This window comes from Pseudomonas sp. MH10 (assembly GCF_034353045.1).
Classification (GTDB): domain Bacteria; phylum Pseudomonadota; class Gammaproteobacteria; order Pseudomonadales; family Pseudomonadaceae; genus Aquipseudomonas.
This window is the reverse complement of record NZ_CP133783.1, coordinates 3,693,853-3,718,313: the sequence shown is the minus strand read 5'-3', so window position 1 is coordinate 3,718,313 and position 24,461 is coordinate 3,693,853. Positions and strand designations below refer to the sequence as shown.

Here is a 24,461-nt window from a genome sequence, read left to right as displayed (position 1 = left end):
AACAGGGAACGGCTAATTTTCCGTCCAGTCACTAATAGGCACCTGCATTTCCTGAGTTCCGTGCCAGGAAAGTCAATTCGATTAGACCCGTAACGACCCCGTCGTCGGGTTACCTGCGTCCGAGGAGTTTTAGTCTGATGGCCACCAAGAAGACCATAACGAACACGACAACCAGCGCTAATTCCAATATGACCAACAGCCAAATGGCGGGCACTGACACATTGGATCGCGGTAACACCAATGAGAAGCTCGACAGCCTTGATCAGTTTCGATCTGACGCCACCGAGCAAGCGTTACGCACTAATCAGGGCGTGAAGGTTTCCGATAACCAAAACACGCTCAAAGTAGGTGATCGCGGTCCGTCGCTGCTTGAAGATTTCATCATGCGTGAAAAAATCACGCACTTTGACCATGAGCGGATCCCAGAGCGCATCGTCCATGCTCGTGGGACTGCGGCGCATGGTTATTTCCAGACTTACGAAAACCACGCATTGCTGACCAAGGCCGGTTTCCTGCAAGACCCTGGGAAAAAGACCCCAGTGTTTGCGCGCTTTTCTACCGTTCAGGGTCCGCGCGGCTCGGGTGATACGGTGCGTGACGTTCGGGGTTTTGCCGTCAAGTTCTATACCGAGGAAGGCAACTTCGATTTGGTTGGCAACAACATGCCGGTGTTCTTTATTCAGGACGCGATCAAGTTTCCTGACTTCGTTCACGCGGTAAAACCTGAGCCACACAATGAAATACCAACCGGTGGTTCCGCCCACGACACGTTTTGGGATTTCGTTTCGTTGGTACCGGAATCGGCGCACATGGTGCTGTGGACCATGTCCGACCGCGCCATTCCGAAGAGCCTGCGGACCATGCAGGGATTTGGCATCCACACCTTTCGCCTGATCAACGCCGAAGGGACGTCGAGCTTCGTCAAATTCCACTGGAAGCCGAAATTCGGCGTCTGCTCGCTGCTGTGGGATGAGGCACAGAAGTTGGCAGGTAAAGACACGGACTTCCATCGCCGCGACCTGTGGGAATCGATTGAGACCGGGGACTACCCAGAGTGGGAATTTGGCGTGCAGATCATTGCCGAAGAGGACGAACATAAGTTCGATTTCGACATCCTTGATCCGACCAAAATCATTCCCGAAGAGTTGGTGCCGGTAACGCCGCTGGGCAAGATGGTGCTGAACCGCAACCCCGATAACTTTTTTGCCGAAACCGAGCAGGTCGCGTTTTGTCCTGGACACATGGTGCCGGGCATCGACTTCTCCAACGACCCGCTGCTGCAAGGTCGGTTGTTTTCCTATACCGATACTCAGATCAGCCGACTCGGTGGGCCGAACTTCCACGAGATCCCGATCAACCGTCCGCTGGCGCCTAATCACAGCGACCAACGCGATGCACTGCATCGGATGACCATCGACAAAGGGCGTGCGTCTTACGAGCCGAACTCCATCGATGGCGGTTGGCCGAAAGAAACGCCGTCAGCCCCGCAGGATGGTGGTTTTGAGACTTATCCCGAGCGCCTAGAAGCGCACAAGGTGCGTCGTCGCAGCGAATCGTTCTCTGACCATTTTTCCCAGGCGACGCTGTTTTTCAACAGCATGAGCCACCATGAAAAAGAGCACATCATCGCTGCCTACAGTTTCGAGTTGGGCAAGGTTGAGCGTGAATCGATCCGCGCGCGCGAGGTGAACGAGATCCTCGCCAACATCGATTTGGAGTTGGCTTCGCGGGTCGCCGCCAACCTTGGGCTAGCTGCGCCCACCGCTGGCACGGTCGCTGCGAAGAAGGTCTCGGTCACGGAGTCGCCTGCGCTGAGCCAAGTGAATTTGCTGTCGGGCGATATTGTTTCGCGCAAAGTGGCGATTCTGGCGGCGAACGGTGTTGATGGTGCTGCGATCGACGCGTTGAAGAAGGCATTGGAAGCGGAAGGCGCCCACGCCAAATTACTTGGCCCAACCTCCGCACCGATTACCACTGCCGACGGTAAAACCCTGCCGGTGGATGCGTCCATGGAAGGTATGCCTTCCGTTGCGTTCGATGCGGTGTTTGTGCCGGGTGGCGCGGACTCAATAAACGCGTTAAGCGCCAATGGCGTGGCGCTGCACTTCTTGTTGGAGGCTTACAAGCATTTGAAGGCCATCGCACTGAGCGGTGAAGCCAGTCAATTGTTGGACGTGCTTCACTTGGAGGCGGATGAGGGGCTGCTAGTGGGCAAAAACGGCAAGCTGTTCAAAGCATTCGCCGCCGCGATTGCTCAGCACCGAGTATGGGCGCGGGAGCCAAAGGCCAAAGCGATCCCGGCCTGATCGTTCTCTGAACGCGACTCTCGCCAACAGAAAAATTCAACTCTGTAGGCGCCAACGTGTTGGCGAGAGTTTCTCGCGGTAGCTACAGCTTCGCGGGCTTGAGAATCATGTGCGCAGGTTGGCTACGGTCGATCTGCCGCTCCAGCTGCAACTCAAAATCCGGATTGATCTTGGTCACACGTTTGGTCAGCAATGTTGCGAGCCATGGGTAGTCATCGGTGCGTGGCACCTGCAACGTCACGGTGCAATCGAAAGCAGCCACGTCGGCGGCAATCGCATCAAATTGTCGACGTAATTCGTGCATATCGCCGATCTTAAGCGCTATGGTTGTGCTTTCGGCCGTTGGATCAATCACTTTTGCAATGCGTTTCGCTTCCGCAGCTTTTAGCTCCGCTTCGGCTTTTTCCAATTCGGCTTTACGTGCTTGGGCAATGGCGCCATTGACGCCGCTGGTCAGCGCTGGAGCTTTAGGCATTAGCGCCCGGGCACGGATTAGCGCAGTGGCTGCCGCATTGACGTCGCCCTTCTGCAAGACAATCTGACTGCGCTTCAAATACGACTCAGCCAACTGCCGCTGATACTGCTCGATACGAGGATCGTCGGGCGTCTGTTGTTGCAGGGCTGCCAGTTGATCTTCGGCCGTGGCCAACTCGTTGCTGGCGATGTTCTGCTCAAGCTGCACGAAACTGTCTGGCTGGGGAGCAGGCGCAGGTGCCTCGACCATCGGCGCTGTTTGGCAAGCGCCCAACAGGATGGAAAATGCGACAAGGACCAGATAACGGGAGGTGAACGGCTTCATCCTGCGATTCTCTAATTGCGCAAAAAACGAGCAAGTCTACACATAAGTGCCTTGCCTCGAAAATAACTGTTCGATTGTGAGCGCATTTGTGGGTCTGGCACTACCGCTTGGGCAAAACGAAACTGAGTAAAAACAGCCCCGCAGCACAGATCACAATCGATGGCCCGGCCGGTGTGTCCTTGAACCAAGACAGCGCCAGCCCGCAGCACACCGCTATCACTCCTAATAGACTCGCGCCCAAGGCCATTTGTTCGGGCGATCGCGCGTGACGTTGTGCCGCAGCCGCAGGAATGATCAATAACGAGGTAATTAACAGTACGCCAACGATTTTCATCGCAACGGCGATCACGATCGCGATCAACAGCATCAAGGTCATGCGCAGCGCTGCGACGGGTAATCCTTCGACGGTCGCTAACTCTTCATGCACCGTGATGGCCAACAACGGGCGCCACAGCGCGACGATCAACCCCAAGACCAACGCACTGCCGCCCAGAATCCAGGCGAGGTCGGTAGGGCTAATCGCAAGCAGATCACCGAACAAGTAGCCCATCAGATCAATGCGCACGTTGTGCATGAAGCTCAACACCACCAGCCCAAGGGACAGCGTGCTCGGTGCGAGAATGCCCAGTAGTGTGTCGGACGCCAGTGGTTGGCGTTGTTGCAAGGTCACCAGCAGGATCGCCAATAGCAGGCAGCCGACGGTGACCGCCAACGCCGGGCTGATGTTTAGCAAAAAACCCAATGCCACGCCGAGCAAGGCCGCGTGGGACAGGGTGTCGCCAAAATACGCCATGCGGCGCCAGACCACGAACGAGCCTAAAGGGCCCGCGACCAGCGCCAGTGCCAAACCCGCGAGCAGGGCATAGAGAAGAAAATCAGCCATGCTTGCAGTTGTCTCCGTGGACGTGGACGTGAGTCGGATTTGGCGCCGTTGCGCTGTCATCGACCACCGCACCGTGCAGGTCATGAGCGTGATCGTGATGGTGGTGATAAATCGCCAGACTTTGCGCGTTGGTGCCGAACAGCTCAACGAAGGCCGGGTCATTGCTGACCTGTTCTGGGTGGCCGGAGCAGCACACGTGCCGGTTCAGGCAAACCACCTGGTCGGTTGTGCTCATCACTAGGTGCAGGTCATGCGACACCATTAGCACGCCGCAACCGTGACGATCACGCAAGCGGGTAATCAAACTGTACAACTCGGCTTGGCCTGCAACATCGACGCCTTGTACCGGTTCATCAAGGACCAGCAACTCGGGTTCGCGCAGTAAGGCACGGGCCAGCAGGACGCGCTGCATTTCGCCGCCGGAGATACCTTGCAGTGGGCTGTCGATCACTCGTTCGGCGCCAACCTCATTGAGTGCCGCCAGCGCCCGAGGGCGGTCTACGCCAGGTACCAAGCGCAGAAAGCGCAGCACCGATAAGGGCAGCGTTGGGTCAACATGGAGTTTTTGCGGCATGTAGCCGACGCGCAATTTCGGTTTGCGCCAAACCGTGCCGGAATCCGGCTTCAACAACCCTAAAACCGCCCGCACGAGGGTGGTTTTTCCCGCGCCGTTGGGGCCGATCAGGGTGACGATTTGTCCGGGCTCGACACTGAGGTGGATGTTTTCCAACACGCTTTGTCCGGCGAAGGCGACGGCCACCTGGTCGAGACGGATCAATGCAGTGCTCATCAGGCGGCCTTGCAGCCAGCACAGATACCCAGAATTTCGATGGTTTGCCCTTCCACGGTGAAGCCCACTTCTGTCGCGGCACTGATTACGGCTTGAGTGATAAGTGGGTGTTGCAGCTCGATTGCCGCATGGCATTCGCGGCAAATCAGGAACTGGCCCTGATGCGCATGTGTAGGGTGGTTACAGCCAGTGAACGAATTGAGCGAGGCGATACGGTGCACAAGGCCGTTTTCCAGCAGGAAATCCAGAGCGCGGTACACGGTGGGCGGCGCGGCGCGGCGGCCATCTTCTTCGCTCAGCACCGCGAGGATGTCATAGGCGCCCAGCGGTTTATGGCTCTGCCAGACCAGCTCCAACACGCGACGACGCAGGGCGGTCAGGCGTAAACCTTTGCGCGCGCACAGCGTGTCAGCCTCGGAAAGCGCGGTGTGCACGCAATGGGAGTGATCGTGGGGGCGACTGGCGAGCGGTGTTTTGGGCATGGGCGGCGACGACTTTTGTGAGAGACGTTATTATGTTACCTGTTCCTGTCCCTTTGGGTGGTCTTCGTGTCCCGTCTTTTTGCCATCGTTGTTGCTCTATCTGCCTGCGTATTGACGATTTCTTCTGCTCACTCGGACGTTCGGGTACTGACCAGTATCAAGCCGTTGCAGCTGATCGCTGCGGCTGTTCAGGACGGCATGGGCACCCCTGAAGTGCTGCTGCCGCCTGGCGCATCACCCCACAACTACGCACTGCGCCCGTCCGACGTACGGCGGGTGAGCGATGTCGACCTGCTGTATTGGATCGGTCCGGACATGGAAAGCTTCCTGCCCCGCGTGCTGAAAAATCGCAAGCTCCCCACCGTTAGCGTTCAGACGTTGCCTGGCCTGCACCTGCGCCATTTCGCGGCGGACAGCCAATCCCATGAAGCCGCTGACCCGGCGGAACACGATCATGATCATCAACCGGGCAGTCTTGATGCTCATTTGTGGTTGTCTTCGGTGAATGCGCGAGTCATTGCGGCGCGGATGGCGAGTGATTTGTCCGTGGCAGACCCGGGTCATTCGGAGCGTTATCAAAGCAATTTGAAGGCGTTTGATGCGCGTCTTGATGCCATGGACACGCAATTGAAAGCGCGAATGGCCGGTGTTGCGAATAAACCGTTCTTTGTTTTCCATGAGGGGTTCGATTACTTCGAAGACGCTTACGCAATCAAGCACACGGGTGTTCTCAGCGTGGCCGAAGAAGTACAACCAGGGGCTCAGCACGTCGCGGCCATGCGCGCGCGGCTGACGCAAGTGGGCAAAGCCTGTGTGTTCAGCGAACCCCCTTTGCGCCCGCGTCTGGCAGAAACCCTGTCGGCAGGGTTACCCGTCAAACTGGCTGAGCTAGACGGCCTCGGCGGCTACACCCCCGCCACCGCGCAGGGCTATGAGCAGATGATGGAAAAGCTCGGCAACGATTTGGCGGGGTGTCTGGAATCATTGTGATTCACCGGGAAGACGGCAAATGCGGATATCCAGACATACCGCGTCGCCTGCTTCCCGAATGAATTCGGTCCCACCGTGATCTGTGCCGTGCCTAGATTTCCTAAAGGTTCACTGGGAAGACTTTCGCCGTGCATAGATTCTTTGTAGGGAGAAGGTCAGCTGTTATAGCGCAAACGGCAGCGCGGTCTGTACGTGCTGACGTTGGGCCAGCCGTCGCTGGAACTCCATCGGGTCGTGGATCAATACATCTTGCCCGGCAAACGATTCGGCGGCGATCAAGCGGGACAGCCAGAAACGGACACAAGCCACGCGCAGCATCGTCGGCCACAATTGGGCTTCGCCGGCGGTAAATGGACGTAACCCGGCGTAGGCGCCGAGCATGGCGCGGGCGCGGAGGCCGTCGATTTGGCCGTTGTCGAGTGAGCACCAATCGTTCAGCGCAATTGCCAAGTCATAAAGCATCGGACCTGAGCAGGCGTTGTAGAAATCAATCAGCCCGGTCAGGTGTGTGCCTTCGAACAGCACGTTGTCGCGAAACAGGTCGGCGTGCAGGTTGGCGCGTGGCAATGCCAAGATCCGTGGCTTGAAACGCTCGATCTCTTCCAGCGCCGATTGCAAAAGCCCACGTTGGGTTTCGTCCAGGTGCGACAAAAAGTTCGCGCCCTCGGCCAGCATCCAATCCAGCCCACGGTCCGTTTTGCGTTCCAGCACACGTTCACGGGTGGCTACGTGCAGATGCCCGAGCAATTCGCCAATCTGCACGCAATGCTGGGTGTTCGGCTCTTTGATGTGCTTGCCCGGCAGCCGAGGTTGCAGCAGCGCCGGTTTGCCCGCCAACTCGCGCAAGGCGCTGCCGTCGGCAGTGCGCAGGGCGTAAGGCACTGGCAGGTTGGCGTCGTGCAGCACATCGAGCAGCTCGATGAAAAACGGCAAATCCTGAATCGGGCCACGTTCGACCAAGGTCAAAACGAATTCGCCCTGTTCCAGGCTGATGAAGAAATTGCTGTTTTCGCTGCCAGCGGCAATGCCCTGAAAATCACGCAAACGGCCGAGCCCGTAAGGGGCAAGAAAGGTTTCCAGCTCGGGCCGAGCCAGGGGGGTAAACACGGACATGGTCAAGACTGCCAGCAAATAAGGTGGATGTAGGGCGTTACCAGCTGAAAATTACCCATGAGGGAATCAGCATGTCCGGTTGATCCGAACGAATGAAATTGGCGTCTGTGCCATCGGCGCGGACTAAGAAATACGGTTTACCGTGTGCCGGTGTGATCTTGATTGCATAAAGGAAGCCATTTTGTCGGTACTCCTGAATGACTTTGTCGCCTTCAGTGTGAATGGTGATGTCCGGCTCCGCCGACGGCGCTTCGTCTTGCGCCATAGCCGCGAGCGGACAGAGTAGCAACAGGCTGGCCAGCAACAGGCGATTTGTTGTTCGCATGATAACCTTGTCCCTTTGTCGTCAACGGTCCTCGCATTCTAGCGCCGACCCCGTCGAAAAGGTTGATCCTGCTCATGAGCCAAGCCCCCCTCGTCCTGGTGGACGGTTCTTCTTATCTTTATCGCGCTTTTCACGCGCTGCCTCCGCTCGCCACCTCCAAGGGGTTGCCTACCGGGGCCGTGAAAGGCGTGCTTAATATGCTCAAAAGCCTGCGTCGGCAATACCCGGACAGCCCGTTTGCTGTGGTTTTCGATGCCAAAGGCGGCACGTTTCGCGACGCTCTCTACGCTGAATACAAAGCCAATCGTCCGAGCATGCCGGACGATCTTCGTGTGCAGGTTGATCTGCTCCACGCCTGCGTGAAGGGTCTGGGTTATCCACTGCTGTGTGTTGAAAACGTCGAGGCTGATGACGTCATCGGTACATTGGCCCGCAGCAGCGCGGCCGCTGACCGCCCGGTGATCATTTCTACCGGCGACAAGGACATGGCGCAGCTGGTCGATGGGCACATTACCTTGGTCAACACGATGACCGGAAGCGTGCTGGATATCGCTGGCGTGAAGGAGAAGTTCGGCGTCGGTCCTGAACACATCATCGATTACCTCGCGTTGATGGGCGATAAAGTCGACAACATTCCCGGCGTGCCCGGCGTGGGCGAAAAAACTGCAGTGGGCCTGCTGGTGGGTATTGGCGGCGGGCTGGTCGAAGTTTATGCGAACCTGGAAAAGGTGGCGGCGCTGCCCATTCGCGGGGCGAAAACCCTGGCGATCAAGCTCGAAGAGCACAAGAACATGGCGTTCCTGTCCTACGAGCTGGCGACGATCAAGATCGATGTGCCGTTGGATATCGAGTTGGACGCGTTGCATTGCAGTGAGCCGGACCGCGACAAGTTGGTCGAGTTGTACACCGAGCTGGAATTCAAAAGCTGGATCGAAGACTTGCAGCGCGACGCCAAGCGCGCCGGTGAAGAGATTGTGATTGCCGACGAGCCGGTACTCGCCGAAACGCATTACGAGACCATCCTCGAAGAGGATCAGTTAGACGCCTGGCTGAAAAAGCTGAACGACGCCAAGCTGTTTGCGTTCGTGACTCAAAGCAACGGGCTCGATGCCCAGCGGGCGCAACTGGTCGGCATTTCCTTTGCGGTCAAGGTCAACGAGGCCGCCTATGTGCCGCTGACTCACTCCTATATGGGCGTGCCGCAGCAGTTGGACCGGGACATGGTGCTGCGTAAGCTTCAGCCGTTGCTTGAGGACGCGAGCAAAATAAAAGTCGGTCAGCACGCCAAATTTGATATCAACATTCTTGCCAACTGCGCGATTGATGGCGATCAGAGCCAAGGCATCACCGTTCGTGGCCTGGCGTTCGATACCATGCTCGAATCCTACGTGCTGGATTCAATCGCGACTCGCCACGACAAAGACAACCTCGCCCTCAAGTACCTGAATCACACCAACACCAGCCTGCAGGACATCGCCGGCAAGGGTGTAAAGCAACTGAGCTTTGACCAGATCGCGTTGGAGCAGGCCGCGCAGTTTGCGGCCGAAGACGCCGACGTGACCCTGCGTCTGCACCATGCGTTGATGGCGCGACTGGCTGTGACGCCAAGTCTGGCGCCCGTCTTGACTGATATCGAGATGCCGCTGGTGCCGGTGCTGGCGCGAATCGAACGCCAGGGCGCTTTGGTCGATGCCAAGTTACTGGGCATTCAGAGCGTAGAGTTGGGCGACAAGATGACGGCGTTGGAGCGCGAGGCGTTTGCGATCGCGGGTGAGGAATTCAACCTGGGTTCGCCCAAGCAGCTCGGGGTGATTCTATACGAAAAGCTCGGTCTGCCGGTGCTGAGTAAAACCGCCAAGGGCCAAGCGTCTACTGCCGAGGCGGTGTTGGCCGAATTGGCTGAGTTGGATTTCCCGCTGCCTAAAGTGCTGATGCAATACCGCTCGATGAGCAAGCTGAAAAGCACCTACACCGACCGCTTGCCCGAGCAGATCAACCCGCGCACCGGGCGGATTCACACCTCGTATCACCAGGCCGTGGCAGCGACCGGTCGGTTGTCTTCCAGTGATCCTAACCTGCAGAACATTCCGATTCGTAGTGCCGAAGGGCGTCGGATTCGTCAGGCGTTCATCGCGCCCAAAGGCTACAAGCTGTTGGCGGCGGATTACTCCCAGATCGAACTGCGGATCATGGCCCATCTAGCCAAGGATGAAGGCTTGCTGCACGCCTTCCGCAACGACCTGGATGTGCATCGCGCGACGGCGTCCGAGGTATTTGGCGTCGAATTGGAAAGCGTCAGCATCGACATGCGTCGCAAGGCCAAGGCCATCAACTTCGGTTTGATCTACGGCATGAGCGCTTTTGGTCTGGCTAAGCAGATCGGCGTGGACCGTAAAGAGTCCCAGGCTTATATCGATCGTTATTTCGCCCGCTATCCCGGCGTGCTCGACTACATGGAGCGCACCCGGGCGCAGGCTGCTGAGCAGGGCTTTGTCGAAACCATCTTCGGTCGTCGCCTGTATTTGCCGGACATCAATGCCAAGAATCAATCGCTACGCAAGGGTGCTGAACGGACCGCGATCAATGCGCCCATGCAAGGCACCGCCGCCGATATCATCAAAAAAGCCATGATTGCGGTGGACGGCTGGCTGACAGAGTCCGGGATTGATGCGCGAGTTATCTTGCAGGTACACGATGAATTGGTGCTGGAGGTGCGCGAAGATCTGGTCGAACACGTGAACGAACAGATTCGGCCTTACATGAGCGGCGCAGCGACATTGGATGTACCGCTGCTTGTTGAGGTCGGCGTGGGCAACAATTGGGACGAAGCGCACTAAAAGAGTCAAAAAAGGCTGCGGCTTAACGTCGCAGCCTTAAACCCTCATCAGGGGCTTATGCTTTAAAGGAATCGCCTTTATCGCGAACAGCTTTATCGCCTCAGGAACTAAACCAGTGAATTGCCACTCAGAGATTGGGAATGGCTGGTGAAGCCCTTCGATGCTCCTAATGTTGTGTTAAGTGTTGGCAGATATCTAGACCCCGCCCTAAAGGTCTGGAACTTGAACCCCGGAACTTCCTCCTCCCCATAGAAGTCCGGGGTTTTTTTTGCCTGCTATTTCTTATGCTTCTGGCTCGGAGCCCTTGTCCGCCAGCTCCATCCAGCCTGCCAAGACAGTGTAGGCCTCTTCCAGGCCCAAGCGTTTTGGTGCTGAAAACAGCGAAATACTCACCGCCTCGCCCCAGCCTTTGCGAATTTCTGCCTGAATCTTCAGCAGGGTGTTTTTCGCCGCGCCATAGGTCAATTTGTCGGCTTTGGTCAGCAAAATATGCATGGGCATGTGGCTGGCGATAGACCAATCAAGCATCAGCAGGTCGAAATCCGTCATGGGGTGACGGATATCCATCATCAAAATAAGGCCTTTCAGGCTTTCCCTGCTGCCCAGGTACGCTTCCAAGTGGCGCTGCCAGTGCAGTTTCAGCGGGATGGGCACCTTCGCGTAGCCATAACCTGGCAGATCGACTAGCCGACGCTCTTCATCCAGATTGAAGAAGTTCAACAGTTGAGTACGCCCCGGCGTCTTGGAAGTACGGGCCAGGCTGGCGTGGGTAAGGGTATTCAATGCGCTCGACTTGCCGGCGTTGGAACGCCCGGCGAAGGCCACTTCAAAGCCTTCGTCGTCGGGGCATTGATCAACTTTAGCGGCGCTGAGCATGAAGGTAGCCTGTTGGCACAGACCGAGGATGGGGTTCTTGAGTTGCATGAGATTTCCGATTAGGGCGGGTGCCGGCAGAGGCGCGGCAAGCAGTGTCGTTTCCGTTTCAGTAGCGCCAGTATATAATGCCGCAGATTTTGTGTGCGCTTTGTCCCACCGTAGGATGAAGTTCACGGGGACGATTAAGTGAATTGCGCATAGAACGCAGCACGTTCCCAGCCCTGAAAAAGTCGTTTTCTGAAGAAATGGCCGTTGGCTACCGGTTCCTTTTTGCCGTTCTTCAGTGCTCAGGCTACACAGGATCCAGAAGCCGTGTACAACCGTGCTTGTGTGGCCTGTCCGTCGGCCAGTTGCCAATGGCGCCGAAACCCGGTGGTCAGACAGCTTGGGCGCCTAGACTGTCGCAAGGTGTGGAGGCGCTGGTGCAGTACGTGACCCAGGGTTTCAAGGCAATGCCGCCGCGTGGATTGTGCATGGACTGCAGTAGCGAGGATTACCGCGTAAATCATCCCATGGATGAGCGAGTATCCCCGGTACATAACTTTCTCACCCTTAGCCGTAGTTGGATTAGCTGATGAACAAATTACTCGCGAGTCTGGTGTTGACCCTGGGCATCTCCGGTATTGCCCACGCTGCTGCTGTAGTAGGCGATGCCGCTGCAGGTCAGGCAAAAGCTGCTGTGTGTGGCGCTTGTCATGGTCCAGATGGCAATAGCATGGCGCCTAATTTTCCAAAATTGGCGGGTCAGGGGAATCGTTACCTGATCAAACAGTTGCATGACATCAAGGATGGTAAGCGAACGGTCCTGGAGATGACCGGTCTGTTGACCAACCTGCAGGACCAGGACCTGGCAGATATCGCGGCTTACTTTTCCAGTCAGAAAGGCAGCGTCGGCGCTGCTGATCCGAAGCTGGTCGCCGCAGGTGAAGCCTTGTTTCGTGGTGGCAAACTGGACCAGGGCATGCCTGCCTGCACCGGTTGTCACTCGCCAAATGGCGTGGGCAACCCTGCCGCCGGCTTCCCGCATCTGGGTGGCCAGCATGCTGCTTACGTGACAAAACAACTGACAAACTTCCGTGAAGGCGATCGTACCAACGATGGCGACACAATGGTGATGCGTAGCGTGGCCTCGAAGCTCAGTAACAAGGACATTGCAGCATTGTCGGCTTACATCGAAGGTCTGCATTGATAGAGATCTGATCGTTTTGCGATAGATTTTCATTTTTCGCAGCGATTTCCAGGCTTTTATGCAGGGACGCGCATTCAAAAGGGCAGCTTCGGCTGCCCTTTTTCACACCCGCCAGCGTTACACTAGCGAACTCAAGCCCGCCGACCCAGTCCAAGACAGGTCGCGTTAAGGCGACCTAAAATGCCCAGGAGTAAAGCATGCGTAATCTGATTCTCGGCGCCGCTCTCGTTGCCGCCAGCCTGTTTGGGATGTCTGCGCAAGCTGCCGATCCAATTGAAGCCGGTAAACAATATGTAGAGCTGACCAGCGCCGTCCCTGTGTCTGTACCCGGCAAGATCGAAGTCGTCGAGATGTTCTGGTATGGCTGCCCACACTGCTATGCCTTTGAGCCGGTCATCAATCCTTGGGTTGCAAAACTGCCTGCCGATGTTCACTTCATCCGCATCCCTGCGATGTTCGGTGGCCCGTGGGATGCTCACGGTCAATTGTTCGTTACCCTTGACACCATGGGCGTAGAAAGCAAAGTCCACGCCGCTGTGTTCGAAGCTATCCAGAAAGAACACAAACGCCTCGACAAGCCAGATGACATGGCTGATTTCGTGGCTACCCAAGGCATCGACAGAACTAAATTCCTTGAGACGTACAACTCCTTCGCCGTGAAGGGCAAAATTGCCCAGTACAAAGAATTGGCGAAGAAGTACGAGATTTCTGGCGTACCGACCATGATCGTGAATGGTAAATACCGCTTTGACCTGGGCACTGCTGGCGGTCCTGAGCAGGCGCTTCAAGTCGCCGATCAGCTGATCGCTAAAGAGCGCGCCTCAGTCGCTGCCAAGTAAGCGCGCCTGCCATGCGACGCTGGGGCACGGAACGCGTCGTTGGTCGGCCTGATGCGAACATCAACGAGCACCACCTGCAAGCAAGCGGTTTACCGGCCGATGGTCGGTTGCGCTTGCTTAGCTTCAACATTCAGGTCGGTATCAGTACCGAGCGATATCGGCATTATCTAACCCGTGGGTGGCAGCATTTGCTGCCGCACACCGGGCGAGCCGGTAATCTGCAAAAGATTGGTGATCTGCTGGGCGACTTTGATCTGGTCGCGTTGCAGGAAGTCGACGGCGGCAGCCTGCGCTCCGGTTACGTCAATCAAGTCGAACACCTTGCCCAACTGGGCGCCTTCCCTTACTGGTATCAACAACTCAATCGCAACCTCGGCCGGTTTGGTCAGCACAGCAACGGCGTACTCAGTCGCTTGCGTCCGTGGGCAATTGAAGACCATCCGTTACCGGGCCCGACTGGACGCGGTGCGATTCTGGTTCGGTTCGGTGAAGGTCCTGACGCGTTGGTGGTGGTGATGATGCACCTGGCATTGGGCGCGCGTGCGCGTACTCTCCAATTGTCATATATTCGCAACTTGATTGGCGATTATCGCCACCAAGTGTTGATGGGTGACATGAACACCCATGCTATCGATTTGTTGGAAAACTCTCCGCTGCGTGATCTCGGGTTATTAGCGCCGCAGATCGAGGCGACCTTCCCCAGTTGGCGTCCGCAGCGTTGTCTGGATCATATTTTGCTCAGCCCCACCCTGACCCTTGAACGGGTGCAAGTTTTAGCTCAACCCATCTCCGACCATTTGCCCGTCGCGGTTGAGATTCGGTTGCCCCTCTCTTTGAACACCGATGCGCTGCCTGTTCTCAGCACGCCTCCTCGCGGAACTCTTGCATGAGCGATGAAGCTACGCGCTGGAAAGAAAAATACCTCAAGAGCATCGAGCAACAAGACACGCTTCAGGTTCGTTGGAACGCTCGGCTCGACTTGTTGCGCCGAGGTCTGGTGCGCAGCAGTCTGGCGGCCGAGGGCACTGATCGAGCAGTCGATGAGTGCATGAAGGAAATGCGTGAAATCGTCCGTCGCGACGATATGGATGCCGGCCTTGCCGCGCTGATCCCGCGTTTAGAAAAAGCGGTACTTGATTCGGAGCAGCGTCGTGAGACCCGGGTCGGTCAGATGGGCACTGCCCTGAACGCGTTAGTCACTCAGCTGCAACGCTTGCCGTTACCGCGAGAAGTTAGCCGCCCGCTCAAGGCATTCGCCAAGCAATTGGACGACCGGGTTTCTCAAGCGCGGGAGCTGCCGCTGCTGCTCGATGAGTTGAGCGGCTTACAAGGTCAGGCACTGACGCTTCTGGAAAAGACTGACGCTGACGAGTCCGCTCGACCAGGGCTCTTGCAGCGGCTGTTCGGGTCGCGCGAAGCCGCCAACGCTGGCACGGAAGCGCACCCAGAAACATCCGTTGAACCCGCTCAAGAGCCTGTCGCGAAGTCAGAGGCAGTCGTCGACGCGCCTCACGCTATTCAGACCCCGGTTGAAACCAAAGCGGTCGTTACGCCGCTCTCAACCCCAGCGCCAACGCCAACGCCCGAAGTGACGCTTGCGGTTGCGCCTCCCGTTGTCGTCGAAGATCCGGTGGTTTTAACTGAGCCAACTAAGCCAATTGAAACACCCGCTGCCGTGGACGCTATGGCTACTGAAGCGCCGCTTGCAGTACCGGAGCCGGTCGAGCCGGTAACCGTAACCTCGGTTGCTGAGCCAGAAGCAACAACCCCGAGTGTGCCGCCCGAAGAACGGCCTCAAGAGGTGCAACTTGAGGCCTCGTCCGACCCTGATCACACGGTTATAGCGCAGGATGCCACTTACGATTTGCCCTCGTCTCCCGAGCCCAGTTACAGCTCGGTGGCGGCCCATATCGAAGAAACGCTGTTGGGCCTGTTGGATGATTTGACGCTGCCGGAGCACCACCGCCCCCAAGCCATGGCGATGCGGACACGTCTTGAAAAGGGGCTGAACTGGTACGAACTACTACCGATTCTCGACGATCTCGCCGTATTGATGTTGGCGATCAACGACAGCGGCCAGCACGATTTCGAGGTGTACCTCAAGCAGCTTAATGAGCGGCTGGAGTCTTTCCAGAGCAACCTGCAAGCCGCCAGCGATGACCATGCCGATGGCCGCTCTGTTACCCGGGGTATGCAGAGCGAATTGCGCGAGCAAGTCGGCGGCTTGCAAAGCAGCATGCAAGAAGCCACCGATTTGCCCGGCCTCAAACAGGTGCTGGAAAATCGTTTAGAAGGCTTGCTCGGTACCATGGATCAGCATCAACAGCACCACGATCAGCGCGAACAGGAGATCGCGTCACGCTTGCAGGGCTTGGCAACTCGGGTGGCGAGCATGGAGCAAGAGGCTCAAGGGTTTCGGGTACACCTCGAAGAGCAGCGCCAAAAAGCCTTGATTGACCCGCTCACGACGCTACCCAATCGCGCCGCCTGGAGTGAGCGCCTTGAACATGAAATCGGTCTGTGGCAGAAAAACGGAAATAAGCTGCTGTTGAGCATGCTCGACCTCGATCACTTCAAGCGGATCAACGACAACTACGGCCACCTCGCGGGCGACAAGGTACTCAAAATAATTGCCAACGAATTGCGCAAGCGCCTACGCCCCGGTGACTTCATCGCGAGATTTGGCGGCGAAGAATTTGTCTTGCTGATCCCTGACACGTCCATGCGCGAGGGCATGGTGCTGCTGGATAAGCTGCGCATGGCGGTCGAGGCGTGTCCGTTCCACTTCAAAGGCGAGCCGGTGACCATCACGCTGTCGATGGGGATCACGGCGTTCCGGGTGGGTGAGCGCAGTGAGTCGGTTATCCAGCGGGCGGACCAGGCGCTGTATCGGGCCAAGAACGAAGGCCGCAATCGGATTGAACAAGGCTGACGGCCCAATCGATTTGATGAGCGGATATTTCAATTCTGGCTTTAGCACAGCGCTTTTCCCGCATTCCGTTATGCTATTGCGTTACTTTCCTAAGTGTTCTGACCTGCCATGAAATTGCTCACCTCGTTGGTAATGCTCCTTCTCCTGACCGCCTGCAGCACGAGCGGTCTAAGGCTGGACACTAATCATCCATCAGCCAATTTCGACAGTCGGGCCCAGTTTGTCATCGTGCATTACACAACCGCGCCGCTGGAGCGCTCGTTGGCGTTGTTGACCCATGGCGAGGTCAGCAGCCACTACTTGATCGGTGACGAGCAGTACCCTGTGGTCTACAAGCTGGTGGATGAAAACCTTCGAGCCTGGCATGCCGGCGATAGCGAATGGGAAGGCCGTACGTGGCTCAATTCCAGCTCGATTGGTATCGAAATCGTCAACCCCGGTTATCGCGACTTGCCTACGGGGCGAGTCTGGTACCCCTACAGCGAAGCGCAAATTCAGGCGTTGTCGCTGCTGCTCAAAGACATCCTAAAACGCAATCACATCGACCCTCGACACGTCATTGGCCACAGTGACATCGCGCCGCAGCGCAAACTCGATCCGGGTCCTTTGTTTCCATGGAAGCGTCTGGCAGATGAAGGATTAGGCATCTGGCCGAACGCTCAGGCCGTTGCTCAACGCCAGGCATTCATGATGAATAATCTGCCGAGCGTCAGTTGGTTCCAGCAGCAATTGGCCCAGCTGGGATACGCGACGCCACAAACGGGAGAGCTCGATACCGCTACACGTCGCGTCGTTGCTGCCTTTCAGATGCACTACCGACCCGAGCGCTTTGATGGACAGCCGGATGTGCAAAGCGCAGCTATTCTCCAAGTGTTAAACCATCAGAATTAAATACGCTCGGCCCGTCTGATAGGGCGGGCTATTTCCTGACTTGTTGCTATACCTCACTGGTATTCCTCCGGATAACCATTGATGGCCACGGCTGCAGCACGCATCGCGAGCTCTCGTCCCTGGCTGCTGGCCTTGCTAGCAGCCACCTTGAGTGCTGCCCTTTTGTTGGGTGGCAGCTTGGGGTTGACGCTTAACCAGGCCCGGCAGGATGAGCGCGAGCAAATGAATGCTCAAGGCGACCGCTTTCTGGTGCGCCTGGAACAGTTATTCGGTCAGCTACGCGAAGGACTTGATCAGTTGGAAGCACAGCCGTTACGCAGCTGCGGACCATCGATGCTTGAAACCTTGCGCCAGGTCAGCGTCAGCTATCGATTCATTTATGAGGCGGCTTTCGTGGGTGGCGGCCAAGCCTGTTCCAGTTGGCCGCAGCGCACGGAACTCAATCGCCCACGTCCTCCCGACATCCGTGGTCCGACCTATGATTATTGGCTCAACACCTCCGCTCAGCCAAACGACAACTTGGCGGCGCTAATGTTGGGGCGCGGCGATTTCCGGGTGTCGACGTCTCGTGGACACCTGACCGATGTGGTTGATTTGCCCGAGGGCGGCAGCCTTTTGGTAGTGCTCGATAAGGGCGCCAAGGCCATTCCCGTTTTAGGCCCCGCCCAACTGTGGCCGCCAACACCGGACTGGTCATCGGCTACCGTGGGAACCCTGGTCACGACCGCCACACAGCTGATCTATCGCATGCCAACGCAAAGCCCCGAGTATCAGTTGGTGCTTATCACGCCGCGTACCGCGCTTGGACAGCAGTTGAGTGGCGCTTGGTGGTTCTTAGCCCCGGCCAGCTTGTTGGTTTCGTTTTGCGTCGGCATATTGGTGCTGCAATTGATGCGTCAGCGCCAATCGCTGGGCGGTGAGCTTCAAGGTGCGTTGCGCCGTGGCGAGCTACAGGTGCTGTACCAGCCGATCTTTGACCTGAAAAGTCGCCGATGTGTTGGCGCTGAAGCACTGGTGCGATGGCGACGCCCTGATGGCAGCCTGACCAGCCCGGATCTGTTCATCCCGTTGGCAGAAAACACCGGACAAATACGGCAAATCACCGATTTCGTGCTTCAACAGTTACTGGAACAATTAGGCCATCTGCTCCGCGCCAACCCACACCTTTATATCTCCGTGAACTTGGCGGCTTGTGACGTCATGGCGCCTCGTATTGGTCGGGTGACGGCAAGACTGCTGGCTCAGCACCGCGTATCTCCACGGCAGATAGCCTTCGAGGTGACAGAGCGGGGCCTGATCGACGTGGTGGTCGCGCGAAATCATCTGCAAGCACTGCGCGATGTGGGCCACCAAGTGTTGATCGACGATTTCGGTACCGGCTATTGCAGCCTCGCGTATCTGCAGACCTTGCCGGTCGACTGTTTGAAAATCGACAAGGCGTTTATCGATGCGTTGGGTCACGACGCGGCCAGCAGCGGTGTCGCGCCACACATCATCCGCATGGCCCACGCGCTGGAATTGCGAGTCATTGCCGAAGGAATCGAATATGAAGCGCAAGCCGTATTGCTCAGCAGTGAAGGCGTGAGCTACGGCCAAGGCTGGCTGTTCGCACGACCATTGACTGCGGCGAAGCTGACGGAGTTGGTCACCGGCGGCAGACGCACCGTTAACCGCCGTATTGATGACGAAGCCTGACTCGATCACGCATCGAACCTGTTGGCATCTACAGAAAATCAGCTACAACGGCAGCGCCATATAGAACTGGGTGCCCTGCCCCGGTCTTGAATAGACGCCCATCCGCCCGCCGTGCAGTTGCACGATCTCCTTGCACAATGCCAAGCCCAATCCTGCCCCACCTTTTTTGCGCCCGACTTGAACGAAGGGTTCAAATATCCGGCCTTGCTGCCCGTAAGCGATGCCTTCCCCGTTGTCTTCGACGCTGACAATAACCCGTTCGCCATGGCGTCTGGCCTGCAGCCGGATCAGTCCGTTCTCGGGGGTGTGACGCAATGCATTATCCAGCAGGTTATCCAGCACCCGCTCCAGCTGCGCTTGGTCAGCGTGCAAGCGTGGCAAGGGCTCCTGGATTTCTACAAGCAGCACAATGTTTTGATCATCGGCTTGCTGATTGAAACGTTCGCGGGCGTGGGCAAGCAAATCCTCAATGGCACAGGGCGCCAAGCTTAGTTTTTGCAAACCATTCTGGTAGCGGGAGAAGTTCAGCAAGTCGTTGATCAACTGCATCAAGCGCTGCATCTCTTCATTGACCGTATTGAGCAGGTCCGCTTCGCGGGATTCTGGCGCAAAATGCACGCGTTCCTGAAACAGGCCGAACGCCATGTGCATGCCGGTCACCGGGGTTCGGAGTTCGTGGGAGGCGCGCAGTACAAACTCGGCCCTGACCCGCTCGAACGCACGCTGTTCTGTCACGTCGTGCAACACCATCACTGCACCCAGGATATTTCCCTTGGTATGGCTCACGGGTGTCAGGCTGTAGGTCAACAGCCTGGATTCACCATCCACCTCAATAGCCAAGTCTTCAGGCGCCCGTTCAAGGTTGGCACCACGAAGGGTCAGATACAGCTGTTCGTCCAGTTCCGGGCGCTGCAAGGCTTCGCCCAGTCCCTGACCGAGGCGGTTTTCGTCCCAACCCAATTGGCGCTGGGCTACCGGGTTAAGGTGCTCCAGGCGACCTTGCCGGTCGATCATCAGCAAGCCGTCATCGATGCTGTCCAGCACGGCCTGCAATCGCTGCTGACCTGCAAGCAGCTCGTCGATGTTGGTTGCCTGATGTTGGCGCAATGCTTGCGCCATGATTCCGAATCGCCGGGTCAGCAGGTTCATTTCCGCAGCCGACGAGATCGGTAGCGTGACCTCGAAGTTGCCTTGGCCAATATTATCGGCGGCTTTGGCCAACGCTTCGATGGGCGCGCCGAAACGTCGGGCGATACCGTGGGCAGTAATAAAACCAATACACAGCACCGCTATACCCACCAACCCCAACAGGCCCGCCACCCAGAGTGCTCGTTCCCGAGCGGTGTTTTGTGTCCGGCTAATATTGTCCAGCGCCTGCTTATGCGCGCTGATCAATGTGCCGCGCAACGCCTTGAAGCTGTTTGTGAGCATGAGGTTATCGTGCAGCGTGGCGGGTTGTGCTTGAAGCTGGTCGAAGTCCCCCAGGAACTGTTGATAATCGGCACGGGCTTGGACGAAGCCGTTTTGCACATTATCTTGCGCATCGTGTTCAACGCCTTGGGCCAGCAGTTCCCTGAACTCTTGCTGCGTTTGGCCAATGGCCTGCCGGTCAGGCGGCGTCTCGAGCATCAGAATCAATTGATCGCCCAAGTTCTGACGTAGCTTCAGGCTCAGGTCCAAGGAAATGAAGTTGTGTTGAATCAGCGATTCTTGGGATTTGGCCATCTGCATGACGCTGACAAGCCCAAGTAGCAGCCCCAACAGCGCAACGGTCATCAGCGCCGAAATGCTCAGGAACAGGCGAGTACGCAACTTCATGGCGAACTTCATGAGTCGCGATTCATAAGTTGTATTGCTTGCGTTTGCGATAAAGCGTCGAAGCGTCGATGCCCAAGGTTTTCGCCGCTTGGTCAAGGGTGTCACTGGTGGCGAGAACGGCGCCAATGTGGGCCTTTTCCAACTCGTCCAGGCTCATCGCCGCGCCGACGCGGGGTGCGTTGTTGGTGGGTTGCTCGGCCATCCCCAAATGACTTATTTCGACTCGCTCTTGCGGGCAAATGATGCTGGCGCGCTCGATAACGTTTCGCAGTTCCCGAATGTTGCCTGGCCATCGATAGTTAAGCAGAGCGGACCGAGCTTCTTCGCTGAACCCGCGAGCGGGACGCGCGTATTCCTTGACGAAGCGAGCCAGAAAACGATCCGCCAGGGTCAGGATGTCTTCGCTGCGCTCGCGCAATGGCGGCAGATGTAGGGTGATGACGTTCAAGCGATACAGCAGATCTTCGCGAAAACGGCCATCGCGCACCATGTCTTCGAGATTCAGATTGGTGGCGGCGAGAATACGAACGTCGGCGCGGCGGGTCACAGGGTCGCCAACGCGTTCATATTCCTTGTCCTGAATGAAGCGCAGCAGTTTTGGCTGCAAGGTCAACGGGAAATCGCCGATTTCATCCAGAAACAAAGTGCCTGCGTCGGCTTGATTGACGCGGCCAAGAGTGCTTTCGCTAGCCCCGGTAAACGCCCCCCTGCTGTGGCCAAACAACTCACTTTCCATCAGCTCAGCTGTCAGCGACGGGCAGTTGATCGTGACGCAGGATTTCTTGGCGCGTTTACTCCAGCCATGAATGGCTCGAGCCAACTCGCCTTTACCAGTGCCGGATTCGCCGAGAATCAGGATGTTGGCGTCGGTATTGGCCACCTGACGAGCAGTTTCCAGAACGGCCATCATCGACGGACTGTGCGAGTCCAGGCCATCTTTAGGTTTGCGAACTTCACCTTCCAGCGCCTCAAGGCGAGCTGATAGCTGACGAACTTCCAACTGCTTGGCAGTGGCCAGGCGCAATTGATCAGGGCTACACGGTTTGACCAGATAATCGGCGGCGCCCGCCTGAATAGCGTCCACCGCCGTATCAACCGCCGAGTGGGCCGTCACAATCACGACCCGCATCCACGGTGCTTGAATCCGCATTTGTGCCAGCACATCCAGGCCGTTGTCTTCACCCAGGCGTAAATCAAGAAAGCAGAGGTCGAATACCTGACGCTGAAGCAGCGTTTCTGCCTGGGCCGCGCTGCTAGCGGTGGCGACGGTATAACCCTCATCTTCCAGGCAATAGCGGAAGGTGCGAAGGATCGCGGATTCGTCATCCACTAAAAGAATACGGCCCTGATGATCAGTGGCTGTGTCCATATTCCTACGCTCCGTTATGAATGATCTTGGTTAGTCCCGGAAATATCGGGCAAGTTGCATGGTCAATTCTGATTGATTCCGCGCCTTGCATGGTAGTCCTGTAATGGCCTTTGAGTTACTCAATTGATATGTATGGATTTTTTGTCTTAAAAGAGACTGGCACGGCACTTGCGAATCTTGCGTCACTGTCGTCAAAAACGACCCGCGCCTGCTTGATGGAGATTCGTTTTATGCACCTGCTCAAGAAGATTGCCCTGGCCACTGCGACAAGTGCAGTGCTGGGACTGGCACCTATGGCTGCACACGCGGCCCAAGAAGACTTAGCCAGTCAACTTACTGAGGCTCGGCAAGAGGGATCGATCTGGACTGCATTTGCGCTTAACCGGCACCTGAGCCCGTTCAAAATCGACGTGAGTGTTGAGCAAGGTACCGCGATGCTCAAAGGCAAAGTCGAAAATAAAGTCGACCGTGAATTGGCTGAGCAAATAGCCCTGGACGTTAAAGGCATCGATAAGGTCGACAACCAACTGGAAATCGATCCATCGGTCGCCGCCGAGCCGGGCACTAAAGCGACTATTGCTCAGCATTTCGAAGACGCCACGTTGGCCGCCACGGTGAAGTCCAAGCTGCTCTGGAACAGCGTGACCGAAGGCCTGAATATTCAAGTAGACAGTAAGGCCGGCATGGTCACGCTTAAGGGGCAAGCGCAGAGCGCTGACGCCAAGCTTCTTGCTGGCAGTCTGGCCAGCAATACCGATGGGGTTACCCAAGTTAATAACCTGATTAGCCTCAGCGCCACCGCCCCTTCTGCGCCCAAGGTGCAGCCGGGCTCCACGAGTGCCGGAGAGGCGATTAGCGATCTGTGGATCACGAGCAAGGTGAAATCCAGTTTGATCTATAGCCGCAACCTGGATGGCATCAATATCAAGGTCGACACCAAAAGCGGCATGGTCAGCCTTGATGGTGTCGTCGCCAATTACGCTGAAAAACAGCTAGCTGTGGAAATCACCCGCAATATTCGTGGCGTCCGGGGTGTAGACGCAGATGCATTAAAAGTTGTCACCGCTTCGGCGAGTTAAACCGGTGCTCGAGACCCCGGAAAAATGCACGGTGGTTTGTACTTTCAAGGTTCTTTGTACCCACTAATGGAGATACATCATGAGCGATACCTATGCACAACTTAACGAACTGATCGAAATTACCCGAGACGGCCAACGCTTCTACGAGCATGCCGCAGACGAAGTCAAAGACCCACGTTTCAAAGCACTGTTTTTAGATATGGCCCAGGCAAAAAATGAGGTAATCAGAGCGCTTTCGGTGGAAGTTGCAACCGAAAATGAAAAGCCTGCAGACGGTGGAACCTTGCTCGGCAAGATGCGCCAGATGTATGCCGACACTAAAGCCACGCTATCAAGCGATGAGAGCTATACATACGTTGAGCAATTGGAAGAAGCCGAGGACCGCATCCTTCATGCGTTCGAAGATGCACTGCAAAGTCAGGACCCCAAGGTCCAGGCGGTAGCTGCCGAAAAACTACCGCAAGTGAGAGCCGCGCATGACCGGATGCGGAACCTCAAACGCGACTCGCATTGAACCTAATGGCGGCGACCCTGGGCGGTCGTGCATAACGCACGATGAGGGTTTGGGCATCGTGCAGGATGCTCGCCGTCGTATTTTGTTTTATTGCCTAACTCGTTGATCTGTATAAATAAAATTTCATGTAAAGACCTGGCACACAGACTGCAGTAGCTTAGATATCAGGTTGAGCACCGCGCTCACCGAACAAGAAAAGCCACTCAGGTGGAGGAGACTCAGGATGACCAGCCAGCGTATCGCTCAATTGCGTATTTCGCCTCTGCATATCCAGCAGGGCTTGTTTGCCAGCCTCGCCCTCCTCGTTACGTTAGTTGTCGGCCAGCATGTTCAGCGTTGGGACAATCATCAATACGCAGTGCAGGTCCGCCACCAATTTCCTACTGCGCAGTCTTATTCAACCGTCAGTGCGCCGGCGTCGAGAGAAGCAGTTCTGAGTCTGCGGGCTACTCAAGCGACTGCGCCACAGATTGACAGGACTCAAACACAGTCTTGGGTGTTTTAAAGCCGAGTCCGATTGCATATCCAGTAAAACGAAAAACAACGAAAGATAAGGAGAGTCATCATGTTGAGTTGGGCTGTTACATTCCTGATTATTGCTATTGTTGCCGCAGTTTTGGGCTTTGGTGGTATTGCTGGCACCGCGACAGGCATCGCGAAGATCTTGTTCGTCGTGTTCTTGGTGCTGTTTGTAGCCTCGTTCATCTTTGGCCGCCGCGGTCGGGGTTGAAGAC

At 56.7% G+C, this 24,461-nt stretch carries 22 protein-coding genes and 1 pseudogene; 14 read left to right on the top strand and 9 right to left on the bottom strand.

All coding sequences use genetic code 11. The features are described 5' to 3' along the window. Positions 1 to 137 precede the first annotated feature (137 nt). Entirely contained in the window at positions 138 to 2,306 is a 2,169-nt protein-coding gene (katE, locus tag RHM59_RS16515) for a catalase HPII (protein ID WP_323562481.1), read from the top strand. Positions 2,307 to 2,388: 82 nt separating this feature from the next. On the opposite strand, the gene RHM59_RS16510 is transcribed toward katE, so the two are convergent. The 4 genes from RHM59_RS16510 to RHM59_RS16495 all read right to left on the bottom strand — a co-directional run bounded on the left by RHM59_RS16510 (position 2,389) and on the right by RHM59_RS16495 (position 5,260). Continuing rightward, a complete protein-coding gene (locus RHM59_RS16510; protein WP_322224766.1) occupies positions 2,389 to 3,105 on the bottom strand; it encodes a PA5502 family lipoprotein in 717 nt (238 codons plus the stop codon). Between the two features lie 100 nt (positions 3,106 to 3,205). After that, complete coding sequence (znuB, locus tag RHM59_RS16505) at positions 3,206 to 3,988, bottom strand: zinc ABC transporter permease subunit ZnuB (RefSeq protein WP_322166893.1); 783 nt, start codon at positions 3,986 to 3,988, stop codon at positions 3,206 to 3,208. Further along, positions 3,981 to 4,778: a zinc ABC transporter ATP-binding protein ZnuC gene (znuC, locus tag RHM59_RS16500; protein ID WP_322166894.1), complete on the bottom strand. Its 798-nt coding sequence runs from the start codon at positions 4,776 to 4,778 to the stop codon at positions 3,981 to 3,983. Before znuC ends, znuB begins: the two co-directional genes overlap by 8 nt. Further along, positions 4,778 to 5,260 carry a Fur family transcriptional regulator gene (locus RHM59_RS16495; RefSeq protein WP_322166895.1) on the bottom strand — a complete coding sequence of 161 codons (483 nt, stop codon included), beginning with the start codon at positions 5,258 to 5,260 and terminating at the stop codon, positions 4,778 to 4,780. Before RHM59_RS16495 ends, znuC begins: the two co-directional genes overlap by 1 nt. 66 nt (positions 5,261 to 5,326) lie before the next feature. Between RHM59_RS16495 and RHM59_RS16490 the strand changes: the two genes are divergently transcribed. After that, complete coding sequence (locus RHM59_RS16490) at positions 5,327 to 6,250, top strand: zinc ABC transporter substrate-binding protein (RefSeq protein WP_322166896.1); 924 nt, start codon at positions 5,327 to 5,329, stop codon at positions 6,248 to 6,250. A gap of 162 nt (positions 6,251 to 6,412) precedes the next feature. On the opposite strand, the gene RHM59_RS16485 is transcribed toward RHM59_RS16490, so the two are convergent. Continuing rightward, complete coding sequence (locus RHM59_RS16485; RefSeq protein ID WP_322224764.1) at positions 6,413 to 7,363, bottom strand: homoserine kinase; 951 nt, start codon at positions 7,361 to 7,363, stop codon at positions 6,413 to 6,415. A gap of 37 nt (positions 7,364 to 7,400) precedes the next feature. After that, entirely contained in the window at positions 7,401 to 7,688 is a 288-nt protein-coding gene (locus RHM59_RS16480) for a DUF2782 domain-containing protein (RefSeq protein WP_322184463.1), read from the bottom strand. A 74-nt stretch (positions 7,689 to 7,762) separates the two neighbouring features. On the opposite strand from RHM59_RS16480, the gene polA reads away from it, so the two are divergent. Next, positions 7,763 to 10,525 (top strand): DNA polymerase I, encoded by a 2,763-nt coding sequence (gene polA / locus RHM59_RS16475; protein WP_322224762.1) that lies wholly within the window; start codon positions 7,763 to 7,765, stop codon positions 10,523 to 10,525. A gap of 282 nt (positions 10,526 to 10,807) precedes the next feature. Here the strand turns inward: polA and yihA are convergent, their stop codons facing one another. Continuing rightward, positions 10,808 to 11,449, bottom strand: a complete 642-nt coding sequence (gene yihA / locus RHM59_RS16470) for a ribosome biogenesis GTP-binding protein YihA/YsxC (protein ID WP_322166900.1) — start codon at positions 11,447 to 11,449, stop codon at positions 10,808 to 10,810. A 189-nt stretch (positions 11,450 to 11,638) separates the two neighbouring features. On the opposite strand from yihA, the pseudogene RHM59_RS16465 reads away from it, so the two are divergent. The 7 genes and pseudogenes from RHM59_RS16465 to RHM59_RS16435 form a co-directional block, all read left to right on the top strand. Continuing rightward, positions 11,639 to 11,926: pseudogene (locus RHM59_RS16465) on the top strand (c-type cytochrome); the annotation flags it as partial. Positions 11,927 to 11,975: 49 nt separating this feature from the next. After that, positions 11,976 to 12,590 carry a c-type cytochrome gene (locus tag RHM59_RS16460; protein WP_322166901.1) on the top strand — a complete coding sequence of 205 codons (615 nt, stop codon included), beginning with the start codon at positions 11,976 to 11,978 and terminating at the stop codon, positions 12,588 to 12,590. A gap of 197 nt (positions 12,591 to 12,787) precedes the next feature. Continuing rightward, complete coding sequence (locus RHM59_RS16455) at positions 12,788 to 13,429, top strand: thiol:disulfide interchange protein DsbA/DsbL (protein ID WP_322166902.1); 642 nt, start codon at positions 12,788 to 12,790, stop codon at positions 13,427 to 13,429. 11 nt (positions 13,430 to 13,440) lie between these two features. Next, entirely contained in the window at positions 13,441 to 14,319 is an 879-nt protein-coding gene (locus RHM59_RS16450; protein WP_322184461.1) for an endonuclease/exonuclease/phosphatase family protein, read from the top strand. Then, positions 14,316 to 16,361, top strand: coding sequence for a diguanylate cyclase (locus tag RHM59_RS16445; RefSeq protein WP_322184460.1), 2,046 nt, complete (start codon positions 14,316 to 14,318; stop codon positions 16,359 to 16,361). The genes RHM59_RS16450 and RHM59_RS16445 overlap by 4 nt, the downstream gene beginning before the upstream one ends. Before the next feature lie 108 nt (positions 16,362 to 16,469). Next, a complete protein-coding gene (locus tag RHM59_RS16440; protein WP_322184459.1) occupies positions 16,470 to 17,252 on the top strand; it encodes an N-acetylmuramoyl-L-alanine amidase in 783 nt (260 codons plus the stop codon). An 81-nt stretch (positions 17,253 to 17,333) separates the two neighbouring features. Continuing rightward, the gene (locus tag RHM59_RS16435; RefSeq protein ID WP_322184458.1) at positions 17,334 to 18,947 is read left to right on the top strand and encodes an EAL domain-containing protein; all 1,614 of its coding nucleotides are present in this window, start codon (positions 17,334 to 17,336) and stop codon (positions 18,945 to 18,947) included. 42 nt (positions 18,948 to 18,989) lie between these two features. Here RHM59_RS16435 and RHM59_RS16430 read toward each other — a convergent pair whose 3' ends face one another. Beyond that, positions 18,990 to 20,777, bottom strand: a complete 1,788-nt coding sequence (locus tag RHM59_RS16430) for a KinB sensor domain-containing domain (RefSeq protein ID WP_322184457.1) — start codon at positions 20,775 to 20,777, stop codon at positions 18,990 to 18,992. Positions 20,778 to 20,787: 10 nt separating this feature from the next. Then, entirely contained in the window at positions 20,788 to 22,134 is a 1,347-nt protein-coding gene (gene algB / locus RHM59_RS16425) for a sigma-54-dependent response regulator transcription factor AlgB (RefSeq protein WP_322166908.1), read from the bottom strand. Positions 22,135 to 22,364: 230 nt separating this feature from the next. Between algB and RHM59_RS16420 the strand changes: the two genes are divergently transcribed. The 4 genes from RHM59_RS16420 to RHM59_RS16405 all read left to right on the top strand — a co-directional run bounded on the left by RHM59_RS16420 (position 22,365) and on the right by RHM59_RS16405 (position 24,457). Further along, on the top strand, positions 22,365 to 23,213 hold the full coding sequence (locus RHM59_RS16420; RefSeq protein WP_322224760.1) for a BON domain-containing protein: 849 nt from the start codon (positions 22,365 to 22,367) through the stop codon (positions 23,211 to 23,213). A gap of 79 nt (positions 23,214 to 23,292) precedes the next feature. Continuing rightward, complete coding sequence (locus tag RHM59_RS16415) at positions 23,293 to 23,727, top strand: PA2169 family four-helix-bundle protein (RefSeq protein WP_322224758.1); 435 nt, start codon at positions 23,293 to 23,295, stop codon at positions 23,725 to 23,727. Positions 23,728 to 23,950: 223 nt separating this feature from the next. Continuing rightward, positions 23,951 to 24,232, top strand: a complete 282-nt coding sequence (locus RHM59_RS16410; protein ID WP_322224756.1) for a hypothetical protein — start codon at positions 23,951 to 23,953, stop codon at positions 24,230 to 24,232. A 60-nt stretch (positions 24,233 to 24,292) separates the two neighbouring features. Continuing rightward, complete coding sequence (locus tag RHM59_RS16405) at positions 24,293 to 24,457, top strand: DUF1328 domain-containing protein (RefSeq protein ID WP_322166912.1); 165 nt, start codon at positions 24,293 to 24,295, stop codon at positions 24,455 to 24,457. Positions 24,458 to 24,461 lie beyond the last annotated feature (4 nt).

Coding starts and splice junctions, on each gene's coding strand:
- RHM59_RS16460 (WP_322166901.1), top strand. CDS start 11,976: ATGAACAAATTACTCGCGAGTCTGGTGTTGACCCTGGGCATCTCCGGT.
- polA (WP_322224762.1), top strand. CDS start 7,763: ATGAGCCAAGCCCCCCTCGTCCTGGTGGACGGTTCTTCTTATCTTTAT.
- RHM59_RS16480 (WP_322184463.1), bottom strand. CDS start 7,688: ATGCGAACAACAAATCGCCTGTTGCTGGCCAGCCTGTTGCTACTCTGT.
- RHM59_RS16485 (WP_322224764.1), bottom strand. CDS start 7,363: ATGTCCGTGTTTACCCCCCTGGCTCGGCCCGAGCTGGAAACCTTTCTT.
- RHM59_RS16415 (WP_322224758.1), top strand. CDS start 23,293: ATGAGCGATACCTATGCACAACTTAACGAACTGATCGAAATTACCCGA.
- RHM59_RS16495 (WP_322166895.1), bottom strand. CDS start 5,260: ATGCCCAAAACACCGCTCGCCAGTCGCCCCCACGATCACTCCCATTGC.
- RHM59_RS16445 (WP_322184460.1), top strand. CDS start 14,316: ATGAGCGATGAAGCTACGCGCTGGAAAGAAAAATACCTCAAGAGCATC.
- RHM59_RS16510 (WP_322224766.1), bottom strand. CDS start 3,105: ATGAAGCCGTTCACCTCCCGTTATCTGGTCCTTGTCGCATTTTCCATC.
- znuC (WP_322166894.1), bottom strand. CDS start 4,778: ATGAGCACTGCATTGATCCGTCTCGACCAGGTGGCCGTCGCCTTCGCC.
- yihA (WP_322166900.1), bottom strand. CDS start 11,449: ATGCAACTCAAGAACCCCATCCTCGGTCTGTGCCAACAGGCTACCTTC.
- RHM59_RS16440 (WP_322184459.1), top strand. CDS start 16,470: ATGAAATTGCTCACCTCGTTGGTAATGCTCCTTCTCCTGACCGCCTGC.
- RHM59_RS16435 (WP_322184458.1), top strand. CDS start 17,334: ATGGCCACGGCTGCAGCACGCATCGCGAGCTCTCGTCCCTGGCTGCTG.
- RHM59_RS16455 (WP_322166902.1), top strand. CDS start 12,788: ATGCGTAATCTGATTCTCGGCGCCGCTCTCGTTGCCGCCAGCCTGTTT.
- algB (WP_322166908.1), bottom strand. CDS start 22,134: ATGGACACAGCCACTGATCATCAGGGCCGTATTCTTTTAGTGGATGAC.
- RHM59_RS16410 (WP_322224756.1), top strand. CDS start 23,951: ATGACCAGCCAGCGTATCGCTCAATTGCGTATTTCGCCTCTGCATATC.
- RHM59_RS16405 (WP_322166912.1), top strand. CDS start 24,293: ATGTTGAGTTGGGCTGTTACATTCCTGATTATTGCTATTGTTGCCGCA.
- znuB (WP_322166893.1), bottom strand. CDS start 3,988: ATGGCTGATTTTCTTCTCTATGCCCTGCTCGCGGGTTTGGCACTGGCG.
- RHM59_RS16430 (WP_322184457.1), bottom strand. CDS start 20,777: ATGAAGTTCGCCATGAAGTTGCGTACTCGCCTGTTCCTGAGCATTTCG.
- RHM59_RS16450 (WP_322184461.1), top strand. CDS start 13,441: ATGCGACGCTGGGGCACGGAACGCGTCGTTGGTCGGCCTGATGCGAAC.
- RHM59_RS16420 (WP_322224760.1), top strand. CDS start 22,365: ATGCACCTGCTCAAGAAGATTGCCCTGGCCACTGCGACAAGTGCAGTG.
- katE (WP_323562481.1), top strand. CDS start 138: ATGGCCACCAAGAAGACCATAACGAACACGACAACCAGCGCTAATTCC.